Origin of the sequence: Novosphingobium sp. UBA1939 (assembly GCF_002336885.1) — a bacterium.
In the GTDB taxonomy this organism is placed as follows: Bacteria; Pseudomonadota; Alphaproteobacteria; order Sphingomonadales; family Sphingomonadaceae; genus Novosphingobium.
Genome location: NZ_DDFB01000028.1, coordinates 21104 through 43653, shown reverse-complemented (window position 1 = coordinate 43653; position 22550 = coordinate 21104). Strand labels below are relative to the sequence as shown.

At 67.1% G+C, this 22550-nt stretch carries 20 protein-coding genes and 3 tRNA genes; 9 read left to right on the top strand and 14 right to left on the bottom strand.

Annotated features, from left to right (window positions below):
• Together B3547_RS05040 and B3547_RS05035 are read left to right on the top strand one after the other, a co-directional pair.
• Positions 1 to 554, top strand: a 554-nt coding sequence (locus tag B3547_RS05040) for a DUF4198 domain-containing protein (RefSeq protein ID WP_292960812.1), incomplete at its 5' end; no start/stop codon positions are given.
• A gap of 23 nt (positions 555 to 577) precedes the next feature.
• Positions 578 to 1555 (top strand): FAD:protein FMN transferase, encoded by a 978-nt coding sequence (locus B3547_RS05035; protein WP_349676475.1) that lies wholly within the window; start codon positions 578 to 580, stop codon positions 1553 to 1555.
• Positions 1556 to 1564: 9 nt separating this feature from the next.
• On the opposite strand, the gene B3547_RS05030 is transcribed toward B3547_RS05035, so the two are convergent.
• A complete protein-coding gene (locus B3547_RS05030; protein WP_292960810.1) occupies positions 1565 to 4000 on the bottom strand; it encodes a TonB-dependent receptor in 2436 nt (811 codons plus the stop codon).
• Between the two features lie 164 nt (positions 4001 to 4164).
• Positions 4165 to 5424, bottom strand: coding sequence for a dipeptidase (locus tag B3547_RS05025; protein ID WP_292960807.1), 1260 nt, complete (start codon positions 5422 to 5424; stop codon positions 4165 to 4167).
• A gap of 158 nt (positions 5425 to 5582) precedes the next feature.
• Here B3547_RS05025 and B3547_RS05020 point away from each other — a divergent pair, with 158 nt between their 5' ends.
• Positions 5583 to 6035: a tRNA (cytidine(34)-2'-O)-methyltransferase gene (locus B3547_RS05020; protein WP_124807700.1), complete on the top strand. Its 453-nt coding sequence runs from the start codon at positions 5583 to 5585 to the stop codon at positions 6033 to 6035.
• Positions 6036 to 6101: 66 nt separating this feature from the next.
• Entirely contained in the window at positions 6102 to 6668 is a 567-nt protein-coding gene (locus tag B3547_RS05015; protein ID WP_292960804.1) for a DUF1993 domain-containing protein, read from the top strand.
• A gap of 27 nt (positions 6669 to 6695) precedes the next feature.
• Here the strand turns inward: B3547_RS05015 and B3547_RS05010 are convergent.
• The 4 genes from B3547_RS05010 to B3547_RS04995 form a co-directional block, all read right to left on the bottom strand.
• Positions 6696 to 6772: transfer RNA gene (locus B3547_RS05010), tRNA-Pro, on the bottom strand.
• 110 nt (positions 6773 to 6882) lie between these two features.
• Positions 6883 to 6958, bottom strand: a tRNA-Ile gene (locus B3547_RS05005).
• Positions 6959 to 7045: 87 nt separating this feature from the next.
• Positions 7046 to 8038, bottom strand: coding sequence for a polysaccharide deacetylase family protein (locus B3547_RS05000; RefSeq protein WP_292960802.1), 993 nt, complete (start codon positions 8036 to 8038; stop codon positions 7046 to 7048).
• A gap of 33 nt (positions 8039 to 8071) precedes the next feature.
• Positions 8072 to 9880, bottom strand: a complete 1809-nt coding sequence (locus B3547_RS04995) for a sensor histidine kinase (RefSeq protein WP_292960800.1) — start codon at positions 9878 to 9880, stop codon at positions 8072 to 8074.
• Positions 9881 to 10098: 218 nt separating this feature from the next.
• Here B3547_RS04995 and B3547_RS04990 point away from each other — a divergent pair, with 218 nt between their 5' ends.
• Positions 10099 to 10566, top strand: a complete 468-nt coding sequence (locus tag B3547_RS04990) for an Lrp/AsnC family transcriptional regulator (RefSeq protein WP_124807696.1) — start codon at positions 10099 to 10101, stop codon at positions 10564 to 10566.
• Positions 10567 to 10617: 51 nt separating this feature from the next.
• On the opposite strand, the gene B3547_RS04985 is transcribed toward B3547_RS04990, so the two are convergent.
• Positions 10618 to 11382 carry a class I SAM-dependent methyltransferase gene (locus tag B3547_RS04985; protein ID WP_292960798.1) on the bottom strand — a complete coding sequence of 255 codons (765 nt, stop codon included), beginning with the start codon at positions 11380 to 11382 and terminating at the stop codon, positions 10618 to 10620.
• A gap of 81 nt (positions 11383 to 11463) precedes the next feature.
• Between B3547_RS04985 and B3547_RS04980 the strand changes: the two genes are divergently transcribed.
• Entirely contained in the window at positions 11464 to 12243 is a 780-nt protein-coding gene (locus B3547_RS04980) for a helix-turn-helix domain-containing protein (protein ID WP_292960795.1), read from the top strand.
• A gap of 42 nt (positions 12244 to 12285) precedes the next feature.
• Here B3547_RS04980 and B3547_RS04975 read toward each other — a convergent pair whose 3' ends face one another.
• Positions 12286 to 12573, bottom strand: coding sequence for a chorismate mutase (locus B3547_RS04975; RefSeq protein ID WP_124807693.1), 288 nt, complete (start codon positions 12571 to 12573; stop codon positions 12286 to 12288).
• A 113-nt stretch (positions 12574 to 12686) separates the two neighbouring features.
• On the opposite strand from B3547_RS04975, the gene B3547_RS04970 reads away from it, so the two are divergent.
• Positions 12687 to 13700 carry a polyprenyl synthetase family protein gene (locus B3547_RS04970; protein WP_125954878.1) on the top strand — a complete coding sequence of 338 codons (1014 nt, stop codon included), beginning with the start codon at positions 12687 to 12689 and terminating at the stop codon, positions 13698 to 13700.
• 11 nt (positions 13701 to 13711) lie between these two features.
• On the opposite strand, the gene B3547_RS04965 is transcribed toward B3547_RS04970, so the two are convergent.
• Both B3547_RS04965 and B3547_RS04960 read right to left on the bottom strand, forming a co-directional pair.
• Complete coding sequence (locus tag B3547_RS04965) at positions 13712 to 14482, bottom strand: DUF3142 domain-containing protein (RefSeq protein WP_194919975.1); 771 nt, start codon at positions 14480 to 14482, stop codon at positions 13712 to 13714.
• Positions 14452 to 16566 carry a hypothetical protein gene (locus B3547_RS04960; RefSeq protein WP_292960760.1) on the bottom strand — a complete coding sequence of 705 codons (2115 nt, stop codon included), beginning with the start codon at positions 16564 to 16566 and terminating at the stop codon, positions 14452 to 14454. The genes B3547_RS04965 and B3547_RS04960 overlap by 31 nt, the downstream gene beginning before the upstream one ends.
• A gap of 219 nt (positions 16567 to 16785) precedes the next feature.
• Here B3547_RS04960 and B3547_RS04955 point away from each other — a divergent pair.
• Positions 16786 to 16861, top strand: a tRNA-Thr gene (locus B3547_RS04955).
• Here the strand turns inward: B3547_RS04955 and B3547_RS04950 are convergent.
• The 4 genes from B3547_RS04950 to B3547_RS04935 all read right to left on the bottom strand — a co-directional run bounded on the left by B3547_RS04950 (position 16832) and on the right by B3547_RS04935 (position 19450).
• A complete protein-coding gene (locus B3547_RS04950) occupies positions 16832 to 18511 on the bottom strand; it encodes a recombinase family protein (protein WP_292960758.1) in 1680 nt (559 codons plus the stop codon). The two genes, B3547_RS04955 and B3547_RS04950, sit on opposite strands and share 30 nt — an antisense overlap.
• An 18-nt stretch (positions 18512 to 18529) precedes the next feature.
• Positions 18530 to 18778, bottom strand: coding sequence for a hypothetical protein (locus B3547_RS04945; RefSeq protein ID WP_155178510.1), 249 nt, complete (start codon positions 18776 to 18778; stop codon positions 18530 to 18532).
• A gap of 112 nt (positions 18779 to 18890) precedes the next feature.
• The gene (locus tag B3547_RS04940) at positions 18891 to 19184 is read right to left on the bottom strand and encodes a type II toxin-antitoxin system RelE/ParE family toxin (RefSeq protein ID WP_155178511.1); all 294 of its coding nucleotides are present in this window, start codon (positions 19182 to 19184) and stop codon (positions 18891 to 18893) included.
• Positions 19181 to 19450, bottom strand: coding sequence for a CopG family ribbon-helix-helix protein (locus tag B3547_RS04935; RefSeq protein ID WP_155178512.1), 270 nt, complete (start codon positions 19448 to 19450; stop codon positions 19181 to 19183). Before B3547_RS04935 ends, B3547_RS04940 begins: the two co-directional genes overlap by 4 nt.
• A gap of 684 nt (positions 19451 to 20134) precedes the next feature.
• On the opposite strand from B3547_RS04935, the gene B3547_RS04930 reads away from it, so the two are divergent.
• Complete coding sequence (locus tag B3547_RS04930) at positions 20135 to 22210, top strand: ParB/RepB/Spo0J family partition protein (RefSeq protein WP_155178514.1); 2076 nt, start codon at positions 20135 to 20137, stop codon at positions 22208 to 22210.
• Positions 22211 to 22550 lie beyond the last annotated feature (340 nt).

The window sequence follows — 22550 nt, the reverse complement described above, 5'->3', positions numbered from 1 at the left end:
GCAGCAACCGCCCGCCGATGCCGCCCGCTGGTGGTCCGGCCGGTGGTCCGGGCGGTCCCGGCGGTCCGGGGGGCGAGGGCGGCGGGCCGCGCCGCATGATCGATCCCGCGCATATCGTCGCCAGCGTGGCCGACATTCCGGCCGGCGCCACCGATCTCGATCTCACCCAGAACCAGAGCCGCAACGAGTTCTTCGTCACGGCCGGCGAACCGACGCAGACCGTGCTCCAGGCCACGGGCAAGGGGCTGGAAATGGTGCCGGTCACGCACCCTGACGATCTCGTCACCACCGAGCCAGGCAAGTTCCGCTTCCTGGTCGATGGCAAGCCGGCGGCCGGTCTCAAGGTGGAATTCGTGCCCAATGCCCAGCGCTTTCGCGATGGCGATCATGCCCAGGCGCTGACGACCGGGGCGGACGGGGTGGTCACCATCAAGTGGCCGGTCGCGGGCTTCTATTGGGTGAACGCCAGCCTGACCGACGACAAGCCCACCGCGCCGCGCGCGACGAAGCGCCGTCTGACCTATACCGCGACGCTGGAAGTCGTGGCGCCGTGACCATCGCGGCATCGACCGTTCCGGTGAGCATACGGATCGCCGTGCCGGAACGGATCGATGAAACGGCGCTGGCGCGGCTCGACCGGAGCGCGCCCGTGGTCGATTGGGAGGGCGCCACCATGGGCACGCGCTGGCGTGTCCGCGTGGCGCTGCCTGCAGGCAGCGATGCGGCGGTGCTGATCGCGCGCGTCCAGGCCCGCCTCGACGGGATCGTGGCGGAGATGAGCCACTGGGAGCCGTCGTCGCTGCTGTGCCGCTACAACCACGCCGCGCCGGGAAGCTGGACCGCGCTGCCCCCCGATTTCGCGGCGGTGATCAAAGCGGCGCTGCTGGTGGCGGAACGGTCGGCAGGGGCCTTCGATCCCGCGCTGGGCCGGCTCACCGACGTCTGGGGGCTAGGGCCACGCCGGCCGGACGCGCCACCCGACGAGGCCACGATCGCGCGGGCGCTGGCGGCTTCCGGCTGGCGGCGCCTCGCGCTGGATCGGGCGGGGCAGGGAGCACCAGCCCGCTTGCGCCAGCCGGGCGGACTATGGCTCGACCTGTCGGGCGTGGCCAAGGGCTATGCCGCTGATGCCGTGGCCGACCTGTTGGCGCGGGCTGGCATCGCCCATGCGCTTGTCGAAGTCGGCGGCGAATGCGTGGGAGCCGGGATGCGCCCCGATGGCGATCCGTGGTGGGTCGATCTGGAGACGCCCGCCGGCATCGCTCTGCCGCCGCTGCGCGCGGCGCTGCACCAGTTGGCGGTGGCGACCTCGGGCGATTACCTGCGCGGCGCGCACACGCTTGATCCGCACACAGGGCGCGTGCCGCAGGGCGCGGCGAGTGCCGTCAGCGTGCTGCACCCCTCCTGCATGATGGCCGACGCCTGGGCGAGTGCGCTGGGCGCGGTTCCGCTGGCGGAAGCGAGGGAACTGGCGGTGCGGGAGGGCCTCGCCGCGCGCCTGATCGCGCGCGACGGGGGCGAGTGGCTCAGCCCGGCCCTTTCCGCGATGCTTTGACCGGCCGCCTCAGAAGAACAGCTTGCGCACGCTGATCATCACCGTCCGGCCCAGCGGATCGAGATAGGCAGGCTGATAGGCATAGGGCGTTGCGCCTGTGCCGTCGGCCACTTTCTGGCGCGTGTTCAGCAGGTTGTTCACAGCCAGGCTCACCCGCATGCCCCGCATCCACGGGTGCTTGCCGATCAGGCCGGGCACCTGGGACGGGTTGGCGAAAAGCCGCAGGTTGAACGTGGCGAGGCTGCCGAAGTGCAGGTTGGCGCTGGGCGTGCCCGATGGATCGACGACGCGCGTCGCGCTTTGCCACTGGCCCGTCAGGCGCAGGCCGAATCCGCTGTGCGAAATGCCGGCCTGCACTTCCACTTCATGGCGTGGCTGGCCGGACTGGCTGCCGATCGTGCCGCCGTTCAGCAGGTCGATCGTCGGCTGTCCGGCGGCAAGGCGTGCCGTCTCGGTCAGATGCACCGAATGATAGACCGCGAAGGTGAGGCGGTTGCTGCCGCCTGGTCCGCCCGGGCCGCGCCCACCCGGACCGCCGAACCCGCGCGGAGGACCGCCTTCGCCGCGAGGAGGGCCGCCGCCGAACCCGTCCTGCGGCGGCGGAGGCGGTGTGCCGGCTCCCTCCGCCCGGCGTTGCCGTTCGGCAAAGGCGCGCATGAACGCGGCGCGCATCGCATCAGCCTGCGCTTTCGGAGTCTTCAGCGCTTTCGAAAAGTTGAAGCCCCAGCGCAGGACGCCGCTTTCCTGCCGGTCGATGTTCACGGGCGTGCCGATGATGCGGATCAGGTTGCCGTCATCGTCACGGATGAAGCGGCTGGGGAAGGCGGCCTGCGTCGCCGCGGTCAGCGCGGGCAGGGCCATGATGCCGTTGTCGGTGCTGGCGTGGTTGTAATCGACCGAGAAGGTAATGTCCTTGCCGGTGAACGGCTTGAGCGTCAGGCCCAGCCGCCATTCGCGCTTTTCGGCGCTGAGCAGCGCGGTGTTGCCCCCGCTCACCCGCGTGACCAGCACGCTCTGCCCGGTGGTGTAATCGAACACCGGCACCTGCGGAGTGGGGATCTGCGGGTTGCCGATCTGCTGCATCGTCGGCGCGCTTTGGGTCGATGCGAACGAGGCGATCAGGCTCACCTCGCGGCGCGGCGTCCATGTCGCGCCATAACCATAGCTGGTCAGCCCGCCGAAGTCGGACAGGGTCTGCAACTGCACGTTGCCGTTCACCGAGAGCCGGCCCAGGAACGGTGAGGGGCTGTCGAACACCGGGACGTCGACGCTCAGCGAGGCTAGTCCGGTGGTGCGGTCGAGATCGGCTTTCTGCTGTGTCACCTGCGCGCGCAAGGCCTCCGATCCGAAGCTGTTGAACGTGCCGCCCAGCCGCGCGGTCACCGAGATGTCGCCCGCCGGCAGGCGATAGGGCGTGACGTTCGAGGTGAGGTCCGCCGTTACCGTGTCGGTCGTGCTGCGGGCCACGTCCGCCGGCACGCCGCGCACGCTGATGGTGCGGCCTTCGTCGTGGTCGTAAGTGGTCGTCAGCGTGTTGTGCAGGCCCCGGAAGTCTGCGTTCACGGTCGAGCCGAGGTGCAGCGACAGATCCTTGGCGGTGCGCTGGAACACGTCGAGGTCCGGGGTGGTCGACGCGCCGATCAGCGAATGCTGACGATCCACCGTCATCTCGCCGTTCAGGCTGGCGCTGACCTTGGGCGAGAACGTATGCGCATAAGTCGCCGTCAGTGTCAGTTGCTCGTCCGAGGGAGCAAGCGAGCGCCGGGTGTCGCCCCCGGTGCTGGTGGTGATCCCGCGCTGGCTTTCGGCGAGCGCCGCCGTGTTCTCGTAATCGAGGTTGAGGTTCAGGCGGCCGTTGCGGCGGATGGTGAGCAGGCCCAGTTCGATTTCCGGGTTGTTCGCCCCGCCATCGGTGGTGAACTTGTCCTTGCCTTCCACGGTGATCGACTTGAACCGCCGCCGCAGCACGATGTTCAGCACCTTCTGGTTGGCGGAATAGCCATACTTGAGCGCCACTTCCTCGGGCAGCACTTCGGCGCGCTGGATCGCTTCGGCGGGGATCGTCGCGATTTCGCGGAAGCTGGACACGCGCCGGCCTTCCAACAGAATCACCGGCGAGCCGCCGCGCGTGCTGGCCAGCTGCGGGCCGAGTTCGGTCAGCAGATCGTTGATGCTGCTGACGCCCAGGGCGCGGATATCGCCGCCGTTGAAGGTGAGTTCGGGCTTGATATCGCCGATCACGCTGCCGCGCGGCCTCTGGCCCTGCACGACGATCTCTTCCTCGCCTTCATCCGCCGCCTGCTGCCCGCGTGCCTGAGCGGGCGCCTGAGCTGGTGCCCGAGCTGGCGGTTGTGCCGGTTCGGGCGCGCCGGACTGTGCCAGCGCGGGCACCGGCGACAGCATGGTGGTGGCCAGCCACAGGCCGGTCGGAAAGGAACGCTGCATGGTACTCCCAGATGATATTCGGTCGCGCCCGCCTTCACGGCGCGCGCGTCCTGGTCCGCAATCGGGCTACGGCATAGTTGTGTCAGAGCTTTGCTGGACCGCGCCTGAATTGTCGCAATTGGTCGCGGTCCCCGTAACGGGTCCCGACGCCAGGCAAGCTGCCGCTATTTCATGGTTTTTGCGACCTGCTCCGTGCGTTCCATCGCGCGTAGCACGTTGCCGCCGGCCACCTTGGCCACGTCGGCATCGCTCCAGCCGCGTCGCATCAGTTCGGCCAGCAGCGCGGGATAGGTGGAGACGTCCTCAAGTCCCTCCGGCAACTGGTTGCCCACGCCGTCGAAATCCGATCCCAGGCCAACATGGTCCACGCCGGCCACTTTCGCGATATGCTCGATATGATCGGCCACTTCGGCCAGCGTCACGCGCGGAGCGGGGTGCGCTTTGAGCCAGGCGGCATAGTCGGCCGCTGCCTTTTCCGGCTGGCCGATGTCCAGCCCGCCGAACGGCGGCGCGTTCAGCCGGGTCTTTTCCGCCGCCGAATCCGCCGCCCAGCGCCGATAGGCGTCCGAGACATAGGGCAGCGCGTAGTTGACCATGACCACCCCGCCGTTCGCCGCCACCAGCTTCAGCGTTTCATCCGAGACATTGCGCGGATGGTCGTCCACGGCGCGCGCGCCCGAATGCGAATAGATCACCGGCGCTTTCGACACGCGCAGCGCATCGCGCATCGTCGCTTCGCTCACGTGGCTGAGATCGACCAGCATCCCCAGCCGGTTGAGTTCCGCCACGATCTGTTCGCCGAACGGGGTCAGGCCATCGTGCTGGGGATTGTCGGTGGCGGAATCGGCCCATTCGATCGTCCGCGAATGCGTCAGCGTCAGGTAACCGGCACCCAGCGCGGCATAGGTTCGCAGGATGGAAAGGTTGCCGTCGATCTGGCCGCCACCCTCGACGCCGATCATCGAGGCGATCTTGCCGGACGCGTGCGCGCGGCGCACGTCCGCCGCCGTGCGTGCCAGCGCGAAGGTTTCCGGGTACCGGGCGACGATCGCCTTCACCAGGTCGATCTGCTCGAGCGTCTCCTCGACCTGCTGTTGGCCCGGCAGATTGGCCGAGACATAGACCGACCAGAACTGCCCGCCGACCATGCCCTTGCGCAGGCGCACGATGTCGGTGTTGTAGGCCTCCGGGCTCTTGGACAGGTCGGTCAGGTCGATCGTCCAGCGCTTGTCCCCTTCGCGTTCGCGCAGCGTTTCCGGCCAGTCGTTGTGCCCGTCGATCAGTGGTGTCGCCCGCAGGACGCGCGCGACGCGGGCCTGGTAGTCCTGCGTTGCCGGCGTCGCGCCGAACGCGGGCGCCGTCAGCGCGGTGCAGGCGGCGATCAGGCCGAGAAGGGCGGAGCGGCAGGTGGAGCTTGCGGGCATGGTGTTCCAGTGGTTTGGGCGTGACGATGGCCGGATCAGGATGATCCGGATGATGCGCCGACCATACTCATGCGCGGCGCGATGCCAATGCAATCCTGCTTATACCCGGTGCACGCTGAGGGCTTGCATGGCGTGCGCGCCGGCGCCAATCAGCCGGAATGCGTATAGCCCTTTTCGAACCGGAAATCGCGGGGAATGTCGGCGCCGTGCTGCGGCTTGGTGCGTGCCTGGGCGTGGCCGTGGACCTGATCGAGCCGATGGGTTTCGTGTGGGATGATCGCCGCGTGCGCCGGGCCGCCATGGACTATATCGATCATGTTTCCATCGCGCGCCACGCCGGGTTCGATGCCTTCAGGGAGACCGCAGGATCAAATCGGCTGGTGCTGTTCACCACCAAGGCCAGCCAATCGGTCTACGATTTCGCCTTCGCGCCCGATGATATCCTGCTGTTCGGCAAGGAAAGCGCCGGGGTACCTGTGACGGTTGCCGATGCCTGCCAGGCGCGCGTGCGCATTCCGATGCGGCCGCAGGTTCGCTCGATGAACCTTGCTTCGTCGGCAGCGCTCGCGCTGGGCGAGGCGTTGCGCCAGACGCAGGCTTTGCCTGGCTGATCGACCGTGGCTGCGGATGGCCGTATGATGCCGTCATCGGGCATTCTCCCGCGGAAAGGACTTTTCATGACGTTAGCCAGTCTCGTGGTGCCGACATACCGGCAGATGCTTGGCGCGCTGTCCGGCTGGCTGGACAAGGCACGCTCGCAGTTGTCGGCTGATGGGGGGGAGGCACTTCTGTCCGTTCGGCTTGCGCCGGACATGTTTCCGCTCGCCACGCAGATCCGTTTCGCCTGCGTGCAGGCCTATGAAGGAGTGTTCCGTCTCGGCAACGAGGCGTTTACGCCGATCGTCGCTACGCTGCTGAACGAAGGGCGCAACGCCGGGGAGCAGCCGGGTTCGCTCGCCGAAGCGCAAGACCGGATCGCCGAAACCATCGCGTTTCTCGATGGCGTCGATACGGCAGCGCTCGATGCCGCGGCCGGACGGGCGCTGGCGCACGGCCTGCCCAATGGAATGATCTTCGACCTGACCGCCGAACAATACGCGCGGGACTGGACCTTGCCGCAGTTCTACTTCCACGTGATGATCGCCTACGCGATCCTGCGCAGCGCCGGCGTTGATCTCGGCAAGGCGGACTACGTCGCGCACATGTTCGCCTATCTGCGGCCAGGGACGGTGCCCGGACAATAACGCGGCGGGATGGCGGTGGTGAAAAGGTGGTCGGGGAGATAGGATTCGAACCTACGACCCTCTGGTCCCAAACCAGATGCGCTACCAGGCTGCGCTACTCCCCGACACCGGGTTGCCCTTAGGGATGGCGGCCGATGGACGCAAGCGGGAATGCCGCGTCCTTCCCCCGCGCGGTAGCGACCGGAGCGACCGGTGGGACCGCGCGCGGGTGGGGTGGTGGGCCCGGCAGGATTCGAACCCGCGACCTAGCCGTTATGAGCGGCCAGCTCTAACCGCTGAGCTACAGGCCCGACCCCGGTGGAGGCGTTAGAGGGGAGGCGCGGTCTTGGCAAGGCAGGCTTGGGCGGGCTGGAGCGCCCATCCTGTGCAAAGCCGGGTCAGCCGGCGGCGGCCGTGATCTCGCGAACCGTCGTGGGCTTGATCCCGCGCTGGGCGAGATAGGTCAGGACGGTGCGCCACCAGTCATAGAACTGCGCCAGATCGTCGGCATCGCGGACATAGGGCGTGTAGCCGGGGCACAGCGACGGGCTGTGGAACGAGAACACCAGGATCGGCAAGCCATCGTCGATGGCGATGTCCACGCCTTTCAACGCCTCGTCCACGCTCACGCCTTCGGGCGTCAGTGGGATACGTTCCAGCATGCCCACGCGCGCGAGCAGGCCGCGCAGGCGCGGGACTCGCCACAGCATCGGGTAGAGCGTGCGGCCCTGCTTGCGCAACATGCCCCAGAACACCGTGGTCAGCGGCAGTTCCATCAGGTTCGCGGCGCGATCGATCCAGTAGGGCGTCAGGGGGTGATCGCGAAAGTTGGGGCCGCCCCCGGAACTGTAATCGAACAGCGCGCGGACCGAGGTGTCGATGGCGATGCCGGCGTCCGCCAGGATGCGTGCGCTTTCAGTCCCCACGCCATAGCGCCCGGCGCGGTAGATGCGCGGCGTGGAACCCAACCCGGTTTCGATCGCATCGCGCAGCGTGTTGAACTTGGCCCGTTCCAGCTCGCGCGGAAGATTGCCCGAGAAGCTGTTGTGAACGCTGACGGTTTCCTCGAAGGGCGGGCTGACCCAGGGGTGGAGTTGTACCCCGGCTTCGGCCTTGCCTGCCGCGATCGGGCCACCCATCACCTCGGCCGCGCGCGGGTCGGTAGCGATGGGATAGTCGACCAGGTAGATCGGGTTGACGCCGAAGCTTTCGCAGAACGTCTGGAATTCGGCGATATGGGGCACGTGGTCCAGGCCGAACCCGGTGCGGCTGAACGGCTGGCCCCAGTCGAACTCTTCCTCGGTATCGACCGTGACGATGAAGCGCTGCCCGAAGTCGGCCGCAAAGCGGACCATGTCCGCCTCTGCCGGCAAGTCCAGGATCGTCTTCATGCCCACGCTTCCCCCCGAGGGAACCGGACTGCTTCAACCCGCGCCGGCAGCGGGACCCCCCCGTTCGCTAAGTGCATGTTCGGGCTGGGTCAAGATGGGCAGGGTAACAATAATCTTGGACCCGCGCCGTTCCAGTCGTCCGCCCGCCGCGCGGGCTTCCGCCATGGCCAGGCGCAGCGCGAAGCCGTGGCCCAGCATTGCCGAAACGGGCTGGACGCCGCCGCGCCCCTGATCCGGTGCGAACAGCGTCTCGTCGTCGTGCAGCGCAAGCGAGGCGGTCAGCGGCAGGGCCAGCACCGCCGCGCCGTTTTCCTCGCTCAGCGTGGTGGCAAGCCGTTCGCCCGGCGCGGCGGAGGCAGCCAGGACCGAGAACACGCGCCAGATCATGCGCTCAAGCTCGATCTTCGCCACGCCCACGGGGACCGGCGCGTCCGGCCGGGCGTAACTCAGCCGTATCTGCCGGGAAACGGTTGCCGGCTCCAGTTGCTTCAGCAGCCGGCCGACCAGTTCGGCAAGGTCGGTCTCGCCCGGTTGGCTTTCCAGCCTGCCACTTTCCAGCTTCACCAGCCGTTCGATTTCCTCGAACCCCGCCAGCATCCGGGCCGCGTCGGCGGCGATGCTGGCGGCCAGCCCCCGGTACTGGTGCGGGGTTTCGCCGAAAAGCTGTTGCTGGATCAGCTCGGCAAAGCCCTGGATCGCATTGATCGGCGTGCGCAGTTCGTGCAGCACCTGCCTCAGCCGATCGGCGCTGCCGTCGGGCACATCGTCGTTGGCGGGGCGGCCGGACGCCGTATCCGCACCAGCGGCTTGAAGCGCGGCCGGCCGGCGCAGCAGCGCGTGATAGCCGGTGAAGCGCCCTCCATCCCCGGAAAACAGCGGCGCGGCGTCGATTCGCCAGGCCCCGGCGATCAGCGGCGAACCTGTCAGTTCCATCCGCCCCGCGATGATCGGCACATGCTTTTCCGCCGCGCGGACGGTGGCGGCGTCGCAGCGCGCCGGCGCGCCCGGTTCGGTCGTGAACGGACGAAAGCCCACCAGCATTGGGCCAAGCCCGGCGCCCGCTTGCAGCCCCGCCTGGACGATCCCGCCCGAGGCATCGCAGCGCAGGTCGATAGCGGTGATGCGGGGGGGCGCCGTAGCGCGCGCCTCGTCGCTGAAGGGCAGATGCGGCGCCGTGGGATCGGCCGGCCCTGCGGCCGCATCGCGGTTGCGGCGGAATGCCTCGATCCGTCGGACGATCGCGCCGATGCCTTCGTTGCGACCGGGCTGCCCGTCCGTTTCAGGGGATGGGGGCGGAGTGCGCGCCGCTGGCGTCAGTACGGCGATCCGTTCGTCGGCGGCCTCGTCGATCGGCCAAGCGCCGGACTCGCTGGTCTGCGCGGGCGCGGCGGGAAGCGCATGATAGCCATCGGGCTGCGGCAGGCCGAAATCGTCGATCCCCAGCCGCGCCAGCAGCGCTTCCACGTTCGCGCCCAGATCGCGCCGGTGGCGCAGAAATCCGCGCGCCTGCACGGGCAGCGTGGGGATCAGATCCAGCCAGGCCTGTTCGGGCAGGCGCGCCGATCCGATCGCGGCCAGCGCCACGCGGGGTTCCTGCGCAGCAAAGCGCGCGACCAGCGCGGCATCGGTCAGGCGGGTCTGGCGCAGCAGTGTGGCGCGTTCGTCCTCGTCGAGCAGGATGGCGAGCGAATCCAGGCGTTCCAGCGCGGAATCATGCCGCTTTGCGCCGCGCGCGTCCTCGCGCCGCAGCAGGTCCACCAGCTGCAGGAACTGCGTTCGCGCCGCCGTCGGCCCGGCCGCGACGGTACGCAGCACGGTATCAAGGCGGTCATCGACGATCATTCCTGCTCCGATTGGCCCCCCGCGGACCGGAGAACGGCCAGCTACAGCGTCAGACCCTAACAAATCGTGGCGGATCGGGAAGCGGCATCATCGACCGCGTTGCATTGTGGGACGATTGCGATATGAAACAATAAAATTATCACCCGCCCCTGGATTAGGTGTGGAAAATTACCGCACCTGGCATGGATTCATGTGGTGACGATCGGGATGCTATAGGCATGGCAACTTTGGATGCGATTGACCGCCGGCTTCTCGCCGAACTGCAGGATGAAGGCAGGGTAACCAACGTCGAACTGGCGCAGCGCGTGGGCCTTACCGCCCCGCCGTGCCTGCGCCGGGTGCGTGCGCTGGAAGAGGCGGGGGTGATCCGCGGCTACCATGCCGATCTCGATGCGTCCAAGCTGGGTTTCTCGATCACCGTCTTCGCACTGGTCAGCCTCAAGAGCCAGGCCGAGGAATCGCTTCGCCAGTTCGAGGAGCATATGCGCGGCCTTGCCGAAGTGCGCGAATGCCACATGCTCAATGGCGAGATCGATTTCATTCTCAAGATCGTCAGCCGCGATCTGCAAAGCTTCCAGGAATTCCTCACCAGCAAGCTCACGCCCGCCCCCAACGTGGCGAGCGTGAAGACCTCGCTGACGATTCGCACCGCCAAGCAGCTCCCCGGCGTTCCGATGGACGAATAGGCTCCCTTCTCCTCGGGGGAGGAGGGGAAGCCTGAAGCTGGGCGGAGGAGCTTACCCCGCCACCACCTCGATTTGCGCGGTGTCGAGCGTGAACGAACCGTCCGGTTCGATCTCGAAATAGGCCGCCAATTCGCGCGATGCGCCCGCCTGCAACGATCGGATCGCCGCGCGATGCGGTTCCGGCGTGCGCATCCGCTCGACCCACGAGGGATAGTCCATGCGCAGCCGACGTGTCTGCACCGCGCGCAGCAGGAAGCCGGCCGCGGTCAGCGCCTCGCCCCATTCGGTCACCGTATAGTCGCGGATATGCGAAGGGTCGCGCAGCAGTTCCACGGCCTGCAGATGTGTGTCGAGCGCGGCGGGGCCTGGGGAAACCACATCGATGAACACAGCGGTCGCGCCGGGCTTCAGCACGCGGCGCGCCTCGCGCAGCCCGGCGTGGAAATCCCGCCAGTGGTGGGCAGAAAAGCGGCAGCCCAGGAAGTCGAACGCGGCGTTGGCGAACGGCAGGGCTTCGGCCGGCGTGACGCAGGTCTCCAGATTCGTCAGGCCACGTCCACGCGCGGCTTCCGCCACGGCGGCCATCATGTCGGCCGACAGGTCCGCCGCGATGACCGTCCCGGCATGGCGCGCCAGCCGATAGGCGACATGACCGCCACCCGCGCCGAGATCGAGCGCGTGGCGCGGGCGTGCGTGTTCCGCCAGCGCTTCCAGCGCGTCGAGATCCTCGCCGGCGGCGTGGACGGGGCTCTGCACATAGGCGTCGGCGCGGGGACCGAACTGGTCCTGCACCAGATCATCGTGGGAACGGGTCATCTCTTGCTCTCCTTGTCCCGCAAGAATGCATGCATTTTACCCTGTTACAATGGATGCATTTATCCTGTTATAAAGTGACCCATGTTGAGCGAGGAACAACGCCGCCTGCTTGGACGGTTCATTCGGTCGCACCGCGAACGGGTCGCGCCGTCCGTGCCTACGCGGCGGCGGCGGACGCCGGGCTTGCGGCGCGAGGAACTGGCCGCACTGGCGGGAATCGGCGTGACGTGGTGCGCGTGGATCGAGCAGGGGCGCGACATCCGCGTTTCGCCCGAGGCGCTGGCCCGGCTGGCCACCGCGCTGGCGCTCACCCCGGCGGAACGCGGTTATCTGTTCGAACTGGCAGGCCGGCGCGATCCTGACGCGCCGCGCTCGGAGCCGATGCCGCAGGCGCCGGGATCGGTCCGCGCGCTGGTGGAGGCGCAGGCCCATCCAGCCTACGGGCTCGACAGGGTTTGGAACGCTTGCTGCTGGAACGCGGCGGCGGAGCATCTGTTCGACGGCTGGCTGGGGCCGGGCAAGCAAAAGAACCTGCTGCGCTATGCGTTCACCGAATCGTCGGCACGCATCCTCCTGCCAGACTGGGAAGACCGCGCCGCCCGGCTGCTGGCCGAATTCCGCGCCGACTATGCCCGCGCTCTGGACGATGCGGCGATGGCGCAACTGGTGGCGGAGATGAAGGCGGAATCCGCGCTGTTCGGGCGACTATGGGATGCCCAGTCGGTCAGCGTGCGCGAAGGCGGGCAGCGCACGTTCCTCCATCCGCTCGACGGCCCGCTGGCTTACGAACAGCATACTTTCGTGCCGGCGGAGCGGATGGATTACAAGCTGGTGGTGCTGTTTCCGGGAACGGGCGGATAGCGGACCGCCGAAGCGCCTGCGACTTTGTCAAATCCGCCGGCTTCAGCCCGCCGCCGCCGCCTGTTCGTGGTGGCGGATCACTTCGTCGATGATGAAGCGCAGGAACTTTTCAGAGAATTCGGGATCGAGCTTGGCGTCTGTCGCCAGGGCACGCAGGCGCGCGATCTGGCGTTCCTCGCGCCCGGGATCACTGGCCGGCAGCTTCTTTTCCGCCTTGTACGCGCCGACCGCCTGGGTGATGCGGAACCGTTCGGCGAGAATGTGGATCATCGCCGCGTCGATGTTGTCGATGCTCTGGCGGAATCCTGCCAGCACCGGATCGTCGCTCATTCCCTCACCTCGTCGTTTGTCGGCTCAACCCACGCGGCGAAACCGCGTGGTTCGTGCGCTAACGCGCAACTTGCGTCTTGCCAAGCCGCCGCCCCTCGGCCAATCGGACGGCGATGACTGCAACCGTCCATACGCTTCCCCGCAAGGCGGAGCCTTCGCTCGCCCCGATGATGTCGCTGGTCGCCGAAGGCATGAACAGCGTCAACGCCGTGATCCTCGATCGGATGCAGTCGCGCATTCCGTTGATCCCGGCGCTGGCCGGCCACCTGATCGCGGGCGGAGGCAAGCGGATGCGTCCGATGCTCACGCTCGCCAGCGCGGCGCTGCTCGGGTACGGCGGGGCGCGGCATTTCAAGCTGGCCGCGGCGGTGGAATTCATCCACACCGCCACGCTGCTGCACGACGATGTCGTCGATGGGTCGGACCTGCGGCGCGGCAAGAAGACCGCCAACATCGTGTTCGGCAATCCCGCGACGGTGCTGGTCGGGGATTTCCTGTTCAGCCGCTCGTTCGAACTGATGGTCGAGGACGGCTCGATCCGGGTCCTGCGCATCCTGTCCAACGCCTCGGCGGTGATCGCGGAGGGCGAGGTTGACCAGCTGACAGCGCAGCGGCAGGTCGAAACCACCGAGGAGCGCTACCTCGCGATCATCAGCGCCAAGACGGCCGCGCTGTTCGCCGCCGCCTGCCGCATCGCCGCCGTGGTTGCCGAACGGCCCGAGGCGGACGAGCTGGCGCTCGAAGCCTATGGCCGCTACCTCGGCATCGCGTTCCAGTTGACCGACGACGCGATCGACTACGATTCCGACGCGGCCGAGATGGGCAAGGACCAGGGCGACGACTTCCGCGACGGCAAGATGACCCTGCCGGTGATCCTGGCCTATGCGCGCGGTTCGGACGAGGAGCGGGCGTTCTGGCGCGATGCGATTGCTGGCAACCGCACGGGCGATGCCGATCTGGCCCACGCGATCGCGCTGATCCGCAAGCATGACGCGGTGCTCGCCACGCGCGAACGCGCCCGGCACTATGCCCAGCGGGCGATCGACGCGATCGCCGCGTTCCCGGCAAGCGAGGCCAAGGCCGCGATGATCGAGGCGGCCGAGTTCGCGGTGGCGCGCCGGTTCTGACCGCGCGCCGTTCAGCGCGGTAGCAGGAACACCACATAGCCCCGGAAATGGGGATCGCGCGCCAGCGCGGGTGGGGCGCGCCATGCGCCGCCTTCCACCAGACCCAGCCGATAGGGGAAGGGCAGGCGCGCCAGCGAGCGGAGATAGGCTTCGTAGCCCGGTACCGTGCGCCGTCCCTGATAGGTTTGCAGCACCACGTCATCGACCACGCTGCCCAGCGCGGCCAGCGCCGCCGGATCGCCGCCCGCGCTCCAGTCCATCAGGCCGGTGATCGACAGCTTGTAGCGCCGGGGCAGCCGCCGCCGCGCTTCGGCGAGGAACGCGGCGTAGCGATCGAGCCCGCGCGTGCGCGCATCGAAATCGAGTTGCAGCCCGGCCAACCGGTTGCCCGCCGTCTGCCACCGGTCAAGATCGGCCAGCACCCGTCGCCAGACCGGTTCCTCCCAGTCCAGCCGTTCGAGCCGGACCACCAGCCAGATCTCGGCGTGGTGGACGTGCGGCACCGCCGGCCGCAGCGGCACGAACCGTGCGGGGCTGCCGGCGCGCACTTCGCCATCGAGCAGGTAGATCGTCCTGGCTTTGGCCAGCACCTCCGGCGCTTTCACGCCCGCCCACAGGAAAAAGGCATCGTGTTGCGCCGCGTCCACACGCCCGGGCGGCTGCCGCTCTTGCTCGGGCCGCTTGGCGCAACCGGCCAGCAGGCCACAGCATAGCAGCAGCGCGCCGAAAGCGCGGCCGATCCCGCGCGCCCTCACCAATAGACGCGCAGGCTGCGGGCCCATTGGCTGTTCGGGTATTCGCGCTTCAACTGGTCGAACCAGGCCTTGCGCTGGGCGATCGGAACCTCCTCGCCCCCGCAATCGCTGATGCCCGCCGGCGCGTAGCAGCGGATCGCGCGGTACAGTGCGTAGGAACGCTCGTCCGCCGCCGCCTGTCGGTTGGCGATGATCGCCGCGTAGATGGCGCTGCGCGTCAGCACCGCGCCGGCAAAGCGGCCGGGGCCGGAGGCCAGCGTGCCGTTGGCTTCCACCGGATCGAGCGTGGTGAAGCGATCGAACCCGTTCAGCCGCCAGAACTCGCCCAGGCACAGCCGCGCGCGGACATTGGCCGGATTCTGCGCGAGCTGCCCGGCGGTGGCGTCCAGTGCGGGGCAGGCCAGTTCGCCCGACCACTTGCCCTTGGTGAACACGCCGACCGGCACCGTGTCCCCCGTGCCGAAGTCCCAGATCGAAAGCTCGTTGCCCGCATCCGCCGGCACCAGCGCGCGATCGCGGCCGAAATCGGCATAGTGGCCTTGCGTCAGGTCCTTGTGCAGCAGCGTGAACAACGCGATCTGGCGCGGATGCGGGGCCGATGCCGGATCGACGGCGAAGCGGCGCAGCAGATCGGCGCCGGCCAGCCGCATCAGCAGCAGTTCGCGGATGCGATCGTCGCGCACGGGCGAGTTCGCATCGAACACCGCCTCGAACCGGCCTGCCTTCTGCCAGGTCAGCGCCAGCGCCAGTTCTGCCAGCGGACGCTGATAGGGATCGGACGCCGCCCCGATCAGCCCCTGCCAGTAACCCGTCTCGCCATTGCTACCCGCCTGTGCCATGCCCCGCAGCATCCGCGCGCTGAACGCTAGCGGCACGCTGGCCGGCTGCTGCGCGCGATCGGGCAGCAGCGCCGCGGCTTTGGTATTGTCCTTCGCGATGTAGAAGGCATGGGCGGCCTGGAGATAAGTGTAGAGATCGGGACGCGCGGCAAAGCGCCCCTTCTGGGCCGTCAGCGCGGCGGCGCTCAGCGGCGGTTGCTCCTCGCCGTCAAATTGCCGCATCCGCATGAGATCGATCACGGCCAGCAGCATCGGGCTGTCGACTGCCGCTTCCGCGTTTTTCTGGAGGATGAGCTTGTTGTCGATTTCCTGGATCAATGTCGCCAGTTCCGGGCTGTCCGGCGGGAGCGCCTGGAGCAGCCGTTCGTATTCGCGGCCAAGCCCCGCCAGATCGCCCGATAGCCACAGCGCGCGCCGGTCGAGACCCCGTGCCGAATCCGCATAGCGGCCTTTGGGATAGCGCTTGAGATAGGTGGCGATGGCGGCGCGGGCGCGCTGGAGCGCGGGCTTGTCGACCTTCTCCGGCCCGGTGAAATCGCCATATTCGTCAAAGCTGGCGGCCTGCGCCGCGTTCAGTTCCACGCGCAGCGCCATATAGGCCGCCGCTTCAGCGACCCACAGATCGCGCGCGCCGGCCAGTGCGGCGAACCCGTCGCGCGCCTTGTCCCACTGACCGACGTAGAAGGCGGTGGCCGCGTCGAGATATCCGGCAAATTCGCGCCCCGATGCGCTGGAGACCTGCCCGCGCCAGGCCGTGTCGAGCGCAGCGCCGGCATGATCGCTGATCTCGGAGCACTTTTCCGCCAGGGTTGCGCGCGCGCCGCGCAGCGCTGTGCGCTCGCCTTCGGGAATGCCCTTGGCGGCGGCGAGAGCGGCCTCGAAAGCCGTCTGCCCGGACGCCGCGCTGTTGCAACGGGAATTGAGCGGCTGATCCTCCGAAGCGGCCTCTTCCGCTCCGCTGCGCCCCGCGTACGTGTCGCGCAAGGTGTGCCAGCCGAAGAAGCTGTGACCGAAGCCGCGCTCCTCCCAAGCGGGCTTGGCATAGGCGATGGCCTTGCCCACCGGCGCTGTCCGGCGCAACAGGAACAGGTTGACGCGCGTATCGTTGCCCGGCGCCAGCAAGGCGCGGTTGCCGCAACTGAAACCGCTATCGGAAAGCGCCCAGACCGGATCGCACGAATAGTCCGAACTGGCGCCGGCCGGCCCGGCACCCGCCAGCAGAGCCAACCCCGCCACCCCGGCCCAGATCGCGATCCGCCTCTTGCCACGCATGTCCACACTCCCCAGTAGCGGTTGCGAGAGTAGGGGATTCGGCGGAACAAGGCAAAGCGGCAAGGCAGCCCAATGGATCGTCGGGGGCATCATCATGCAGCCAATCGCCACCAGTTTCGCCGCGTTTCCACGCCGGAATGAAGAGAGGCAAGAAATTGCGCAAAACCCATTGCGTTCCCCGCGCGCCCTCTGTAAACGGCGCCCCTGCCCACGGGGTAGGCCGCTTTAGCTCAGCCGGTAGAGCACATCATTCGTAATGATGGGGTCAGGTGTTCGAGTCACCTAAGCGGCACCATTTCGGTCCAAAAGCCCGAGTCCCTAGCACCGCCGCCTCTACGCCAGAGGCGGCGGTGAGGGTCCGCAGCAACTCGGTGCGCGTGCCGCGGATTCGCACGTCCGTCTTGCTATGGACCTCGACCCGCTGTGCAACCGCTCGAATATGATTCCGCGCATAGGAGCCATCATCGTGGCGGAGCTTGTGCTTCGCCGCCGACGCGAACGCATGAAGGCTCTCGACCGTGATCTCCGGGCTGATCCGCTCGATGTGCGCGACCGCGCGCTCGGCATCGCCTCTGGCCTGATCGCGGAGAACAGTCAGCTCCGCGATCCGCGCCTTGAGCGATGAATCGCCCAAATCGACCAGCCCGTTCTCGATCGCCTCATAGAGCCGGGAGAGTTTGGTGTCCGCCTCCGTCGCCCGCCGTTCCATTTCGGCGACGTGCTGGCGGCGCTCTGTCACCCAATCTTCCCGCCGCGCGATAAGCTGGTCCATCAGCACTTCGAGCCGCGCGGGATCGAGCAGTCGCTTTTCCAGATGGTCGATCACCGCCTCGTTCAGCCGGTCCATCGGGAGCGAGACGCCGGGGCAACCTGTTTTCCCCTTCGTGGCCTTGGTCGCGCAGGTGTAATAGCGATACTCCTGACCGCTGCGGCTGGTGCCGGTGCGTAGCGTCATGGCCCCGCCGCAGCAGGCGCAGAAGCAGATGCCGGTCAGCAGCGTCGATCCGCCCACCGCGCGGGGCGGCATCATCTTCGGGCTGCGCGCTTTCAGGGACCGCTGAACGGCCTCGAACTCCGCCACCGAGACGATCGGCGGCACTTCCATGATAGCGTGTTCACCCTCGGGTTTCCGGCGCTTCTTCTTGACGTCATAGGTGTTGAAACGATGCTGGCCGATGTAGGTCGTCCGCGTGAGCACCTGATGCACCGTACCTTTGCCCCAGCGCCCGCCATAGCGCGTGCGGATATTGTTGTCGTTGAGCCAGCATGTGATCGCCATGACGCCCATCGGCCCGGAGCCATCGGCGCCCTCCAGCGCCAGACGGAAAATCCGGCGCACCGTCTCGACATGGATCGGGTCGATCTCCAGCTTCTTCTTGGTCTTCGTGCCGCGCTGCTCGGCATCAACCACGCGATAGCCGATCGGCGGACGCGCGCCGTTCCAGAAACCCTGGCGGGCATTCTCGTTCATCGCCCGCAGCGTATGCTTGGCGGTCTCCTTCGACTGATATTCGTCGAACAGCGTCATGATCCTGCGCATCATCTCGCTTGCCGGATCATCGCCGAGCACCTGCGTGATCGAGACAACCCTGACACCATTCTTGGCCAGCTTGCGCAGGTAGAATTCGAACTGGAACTGGTCGCGGAAGAAGCGCGAGAAGCTGTGAACAACGACCGTGTCGAACACCGGAGGCTTTTCCAGCGCCGCATCGATCATTTCCTGAAAGGCGGGCCGGCGATCGTCGGTGCCGGAGACGCCGGGCTCTACGAACTCGGCGGCGACCTCCCAGCCTTGTGAGAGGCAATAGCTTTCAAGCTGCCGGCGCTGGTCAGGGATCGAAAGGTCATGGTCCGCCTGACGGGGAGTCGAAACACGAAGGTAGAGTGCGGCGCGGGCCATCGCCACGACAGGCGCGCCCTCTTGCTCAAGCGCAGTGACTGTCATGACGCGATACTCCTCGGTTCACGGCAGCGGACCGAACAGCGCATCCAATTCCTCGCGGAGATGACCTTCGATGACCCGCAGTTCGGCGTCGCCAATAGGGACTTGCTCGGGCCAATCATCGGTGACGACGATCTCATCGCCTTTGGCTGCCCCCAAACTCTTGGACACGCGCCGCTTCGCTTGCGGCTGCAAATAGTCGTGGAGGTCATCGAGACCTTCCGACCATCCGCGTGGCGCGCGGAACCGGCGTTTGCGAGAAAGTACCATCCGCGAAAGCTGCCAATCAACAGCCGCTCTCGCAAACAACGTATCCAAGCGAAGCGCAGATAGGGGCGAAGGGCGGCGCACGGCATCATCGCGTTCCGTGCGGCCAAGCTCATCAATCGTCCGACTCGAAACTGCGCTCCTCGCGACAATGCCAGAGGCGCAGGATGAAAATCGTCGCGTCCGCGATCTCGTAGCGCAGCTCGTAATTGCCGACGATGATGCGCCTGACCTCGCGCGGCGAATAGGCGTCCAGCTTCTCGCCAATCCGGGGATATTCGAGCAACCGATCCGGCGCGCGCGCGAGCTGCTGTACGACCCGCGCCGCTGCCTCGGGGGCGACAGGTCGCAGATGCTCGTGCAGCCGCACGAGATCTAACGATGCCTTGCCGGTCCACTTGATTCTCATGCCGAGGGCGGCGGAAGCGGGGTGTCCGTTCCGAGGCTGTCAGCCCACGCCTGAATCGCCTGATGGTCGATCACCCGTCCGGCATCGACGTCATCAAGGGCTTCGAGCGTCATCCGGTGACGTTCCTCTTCCTGATCGACCCACGCCGCCAGTGCCTGCTTCATCACCCAGCCGCGCGAGCGTTCCAGTCGCGAGGCCATCGCTTCAACCTTTTCCGCGAGCCCCAAGGGGACGTGAGCGGTCAATACCTTCGTCTCGATCGCCATGTTTATCACCTGCTATCAGTCCGATTAAAATATAATCGAAATCGGGTGAAAAGGCAAATTGAGCAAGAGGATTTGGCGCCTCCCTGCGGGACCGCCGCTCTATCTCCGCTGCGCTCCGACCGAGCCGCTGACGGGTCTCGTCCGTGCCGGTGACGATCAGCATGGCGGGTTGGCGCTGACGCGCCGGGCGGAACGCGGATTCAATTGAGCGCACTCTGCGGCGTCTATCGAAACCGACAGGGTTCGCGCGTTGCTTTGGCCGCGTTGCACTCTTGCTCTGGCCGGAGGGCACGGCGACGGCTGGCCCCCAGGTCCGCGCGCACGCCGCCGCGCCGGCCGGTCGCCGCAAGGGTGCGGCATTGATGGCGCCGCTGAGCGGCGCGGTCGCTGGGGCTCCGCCCTCATCGGCGGACCCGCTGGCGGGTCCGGCTTCCTTCCTGTTGCGGAGATCGGACCAGGGCTGCGCCGGTCCGATCGCGTTGCTGTGTCGTTGCACTCCCGCGATGGGGTGGGCGTCGCTTCCCTTTAGGCCCGCCGCGCCGGGCCGCAACGCGCGCGGGGCGCGCTTACCTCCTCTGCGTTCCGGTCCTCACGGATGCTGCCCGGCTCCGCCGGCAGGCCTGCCGGTCGCTTCTTCGCCGCCCACCCCATTCCGGGGTGAATGTGGTTTTTAGGAGAAGTGTGATGAACGCTGTTACCGAAACCGTAGTCGCCGAGCCTGTGTCGGGCGTCGAAATCTTCGTGCCGCTCGCCAAGCTCAAGAAGTCCCCGCGCAATGCCCGCAAGGTGCCGCATGGGGAGGCCGCTATCGAGGCGCTGGCCGCTTCGATCCAGCACAAGGGGCTGATCCAGAACCTTGTCGTGGAGCCGGAGGTCAAGGAGGACGGGACGCCGACCGGCAATTATCTCGTTACCGCTGGCGAGGGCCGGAGGCTGGCGATGCTGCTGCGCGCCAAGCGCAAGCAGATCAAGAAATCCGAGCCGGTGCGCTGCTGGCTGGATACGCAGAACGACCCGTCCGAGATCAGTCTGGACGAGAACGTGACCCGGACCCCGATGCACCCTGCCGACCAGTTCGAGCGCTTTCAGGAACTTTCGGAGAACAAGGGCTGGGGCGCGGAGGAAATCGGCGCGCGGTTCGGCGTGTCGGCTGGCGTGGTGAAACAGCGGCTTCGCCTTGGCGCTGTCAGCCCCAAGCTGTTGCAGGTCTATCGGGAGGACGGGCTGACCTTGGATCAGCTTATGGCCTTCGCGATCACCGAGGACCATGCCCGGCAGGAGCAGGTTTTCGAGGGGCTACATCACAACCGCGAACCGTGGATCATCCGCCGCGACATGACCGCCGCCAACGTGCCCGCCGATGATCGCCGTGCGGTGTTCGTCGGGGCCGACGCCTATGTCGAGGCGGGCGGCAATATCATCCGCGACCTGTTCAGCGAGGATCGGGGCGGGTTTTTCGAGGATGCGGGCTTGCTCGACATGCTCGCCGCCGAGAAACTGCGCGACATTGCGGGTGAGGTTCAGGCCGAGGGCTGGAAATGGGCCGAGGCGCATATCGATTATCCCCATGCCCATGGAATGCGGCGTTTCTATCCGCAGTCGGTTCCCCTGTCCGACGAGGACGAGGCGCGGCTGGAGGTGCTGTCCGCCGAGTATGACGAGCTTGCCGAAGGCTATTCGTCCTATGACGAAATGCCCGAGGACGTGGCGGCGAAGCTGGAGGCGGTGTCCGACGAAATCGACACGCTTTCGGCCAAGCGTTCGGCTTACGATGCCAATGTAATCGCACATGGCGGGGCGTTCGTCGTGTTGCACCATGACGGCAGCGTTCGGGTCGAGCGCGGTTTCGTGCGGGCAGAGGATGAGGCGCTGGCCGATCCGCAGCCGGAGCCGGAAGAAGGCGATGCGACCGAGCCGCAGACCGGCGAGAGCGAGCAGCCGGAGGACGGCGATGAGAGCGTGCAGGATGCCGACGAGGACGAGGAACCGGGCAAACCGATTTCCGACAGCCTCACCCGCGACCTGTCCGCGCATCGGACGCTTGCCTTGCGGGTGGCGCTGGCCGAGCAACCCGATACGGCGTTGATCGCGCTGACCCACACGCTGACCGCGCAACTGTTCTACAGCTATGCGGAGGCCGGTTGCCTTGAGGTTCGTCCGACCGTCACCCCCTTGGGGAGCCATGCGGACGGGATCGAGGATACGCCCTTGGCGGCGCGGGCGAGCGAGCAGCACGAAGCATGGGCCGAGCGGATGCCGCGCGACGTGGCGGACCTGTGGGCCTTCATCGTCGGGCTGACGGACGAGAAGCGGATAGCGCTGCTGGCGCATTGCGCGGCCCGCACCGTCAACGCGCTGCGTCTGCCGTGGGATCGCAAGCCCCGCTCGCTGCAAACCGCCGACAGGCTGGCGACCGCGCTGGCGCTGGACGTGGCGAAGGACTGGACGCCGACCGTGGACAGCTATCTTGGCCGTGTCACCAAAGCGCATATCGTCGAGGCCGTGACCGAAGGCGTGTCGGAAGATGCCGCCCGCCGCATCGCCGACATGAAGAAGGTAGATATGGCCGAGGTCGCCGAGCAGCTTCTGGCCGGGGCCGGCTGGCTTCCCGCGACCCTGCGGACTCCCGAACCGGAGGCGGAGCAATCCGCACCCGTCGAGGCCGAGGATGCCGGGATCGTGGACCAGCCGTCCGAAGCGGAGGATATCGACACCGAAACGGAGGACGGTGAAGCATCTTACGCGGTTGCTGCCGAGTAGCGCCATTGGACCGGGGTCGCATATGCGGCCCCGGTTCTTCCTTGTATTGCGCCAAAATCGCGGCCACGCTCCTACCGGGCGGCCGCTTCTGCTAGGCATAGCTCAATCGCCGCTCGCCGGGCATGGCCCGGCTCGCGGGTCAACGCTTGAAGTTTTATGCGTTTTGGAGAACAACCGCCGCAGGCTTACAGGCAGAGTTGTTATCGAGAATCGCGATATAAGACACCGATGTTGGGCAGTGATGCTCTCCATCTACCCCTAATGCAGCTTTACCGCTGAGCGGACGATCTGATCGAACGCATAGGAGTGCCTGTAAGCCACCTATAGGGGGGTGGGGTGT

Coding starts and splice junctions, on each gene's coding strand:
- B3547_RS04960 (WP_292960760.1), bottom strand. CDS start 16,566: ATGCGTGGCAAGAGGCGGATCGCGATCTGGGCCGGGGTGGCGGGGTTG.
- B3547_RS04975 (WP_124807693.1), bottom strand. CDS start 12,573: ATGAGCGACGATCCGGTGCTGGCAGGATTCCGCCAGAGCATCGACAAC.
- B3547_RS04945 (WP_155178510.1), bottom strand. CDS start 18,778: ATGGTACTTTCTCGCAAACGCCGGTTCCGCGCGCCACGCGGATGGTCG.
- B3547_RS05030 (WP_292960810.1), bottom strand. CDS start 4,000: ATGCAGCGTTCCTTTCCGACCGGCCTGTGGCTGGCCACCACCATGCTG.
- B3547_RS04990 (WP_124807696.1), top strand. CDS start 10,099: ATGGCAACTTTGGATGCGATTGACCGCCGGCTTCTCGCCGAACTGCAG.
- B3547_RS05000 (WP_292960802.1), bottom strand. CDS start 8,038: ATGAAGACGATCCTGGACTTGCCGGCAGAGGCGGACATGGTCCGCTTT.
- B3547_RS04965 (WP_194919975.1), bottom strand. CDS start 14,482: ATGGGCCCGCAGCCTGCGCGTCTATTGGTGAGGGCGCGCGGGATCGGC.
- B3547_RS05025 (WP_292960807.1), bottom strand. CDS start 5,424: ATGCCCGCAAGCTCCACCTGCCGCTCCGCCCTTCTCGGCCTGATCGCC.
- B3547_RS04980 (WP_292960795.1), top strand. CDS start 11,464: ATGTTGAGCGAGGAACAACGCCGCCTGCTTGGACGGTTCATTCGGTCG.
- B3547_RS04995 (WP_292960800.1), bottom strand. CDS start 9,880: ATGATCGTCGATGACCGCCTTGATACCGTGCTGCGTACCGTCGCGGCC.
- B3547_RS04940 (WP_155178511.1), bottom strand. CDS start 19,184: ATGAGAATCAAGTGGACCGGCAAGGCATCGTTAGATCTCGTGCGGCTG.
- B3547_RS04970 (WP_125954878.1), top strand. CDS start 12,687: ATGACTGCAACCGTCCATACGCTTCCCCGCAAGGCGGAGCCTTCGCTC.
- B3547_RS05015 (WP_292960804.1), top strand. CDS start 6,102: ATGACGTTAGCCAGTCTCGTGGTGCCGACATACCGGCAGATGCTTGGC.
- B3547_RS05020 (WP_124807700.1), top strand. CDS start 5,583: ATGCGTATAGCCCTTTTCGAACCGGAAATCGCGGGGAATGTCGGCGCC.
- B3547_RS04930 (WP_155178514.1), top strand. CDS start 20,135: ATGAACGCTGTTACCGAAACCGTAGTCGCCGAGCCTGTGTCGGGCGTC.
- B3547_RS04935 (WP_155178512.1), bottom strand. CDS start 19,450: ATGGCGATCGAGACGAAGGTATTGACCGCTCACGTCCCCTTGGGGCTC.
- B3547_RS04950 (WP_292960758.1), bottom strand. CDS start 18,511: ATGACAGTCACTGCGCTTGAGCAAGAGGGCGCGCCTGTCGTGGCGATG.
- B3547_RS04985 (WP_292960798.1), bottom strand. CDS start 11,382: ATGACCCGTTCCCACGATGATCTGGTGCAGGACCAGTTCGGTCCCCGC.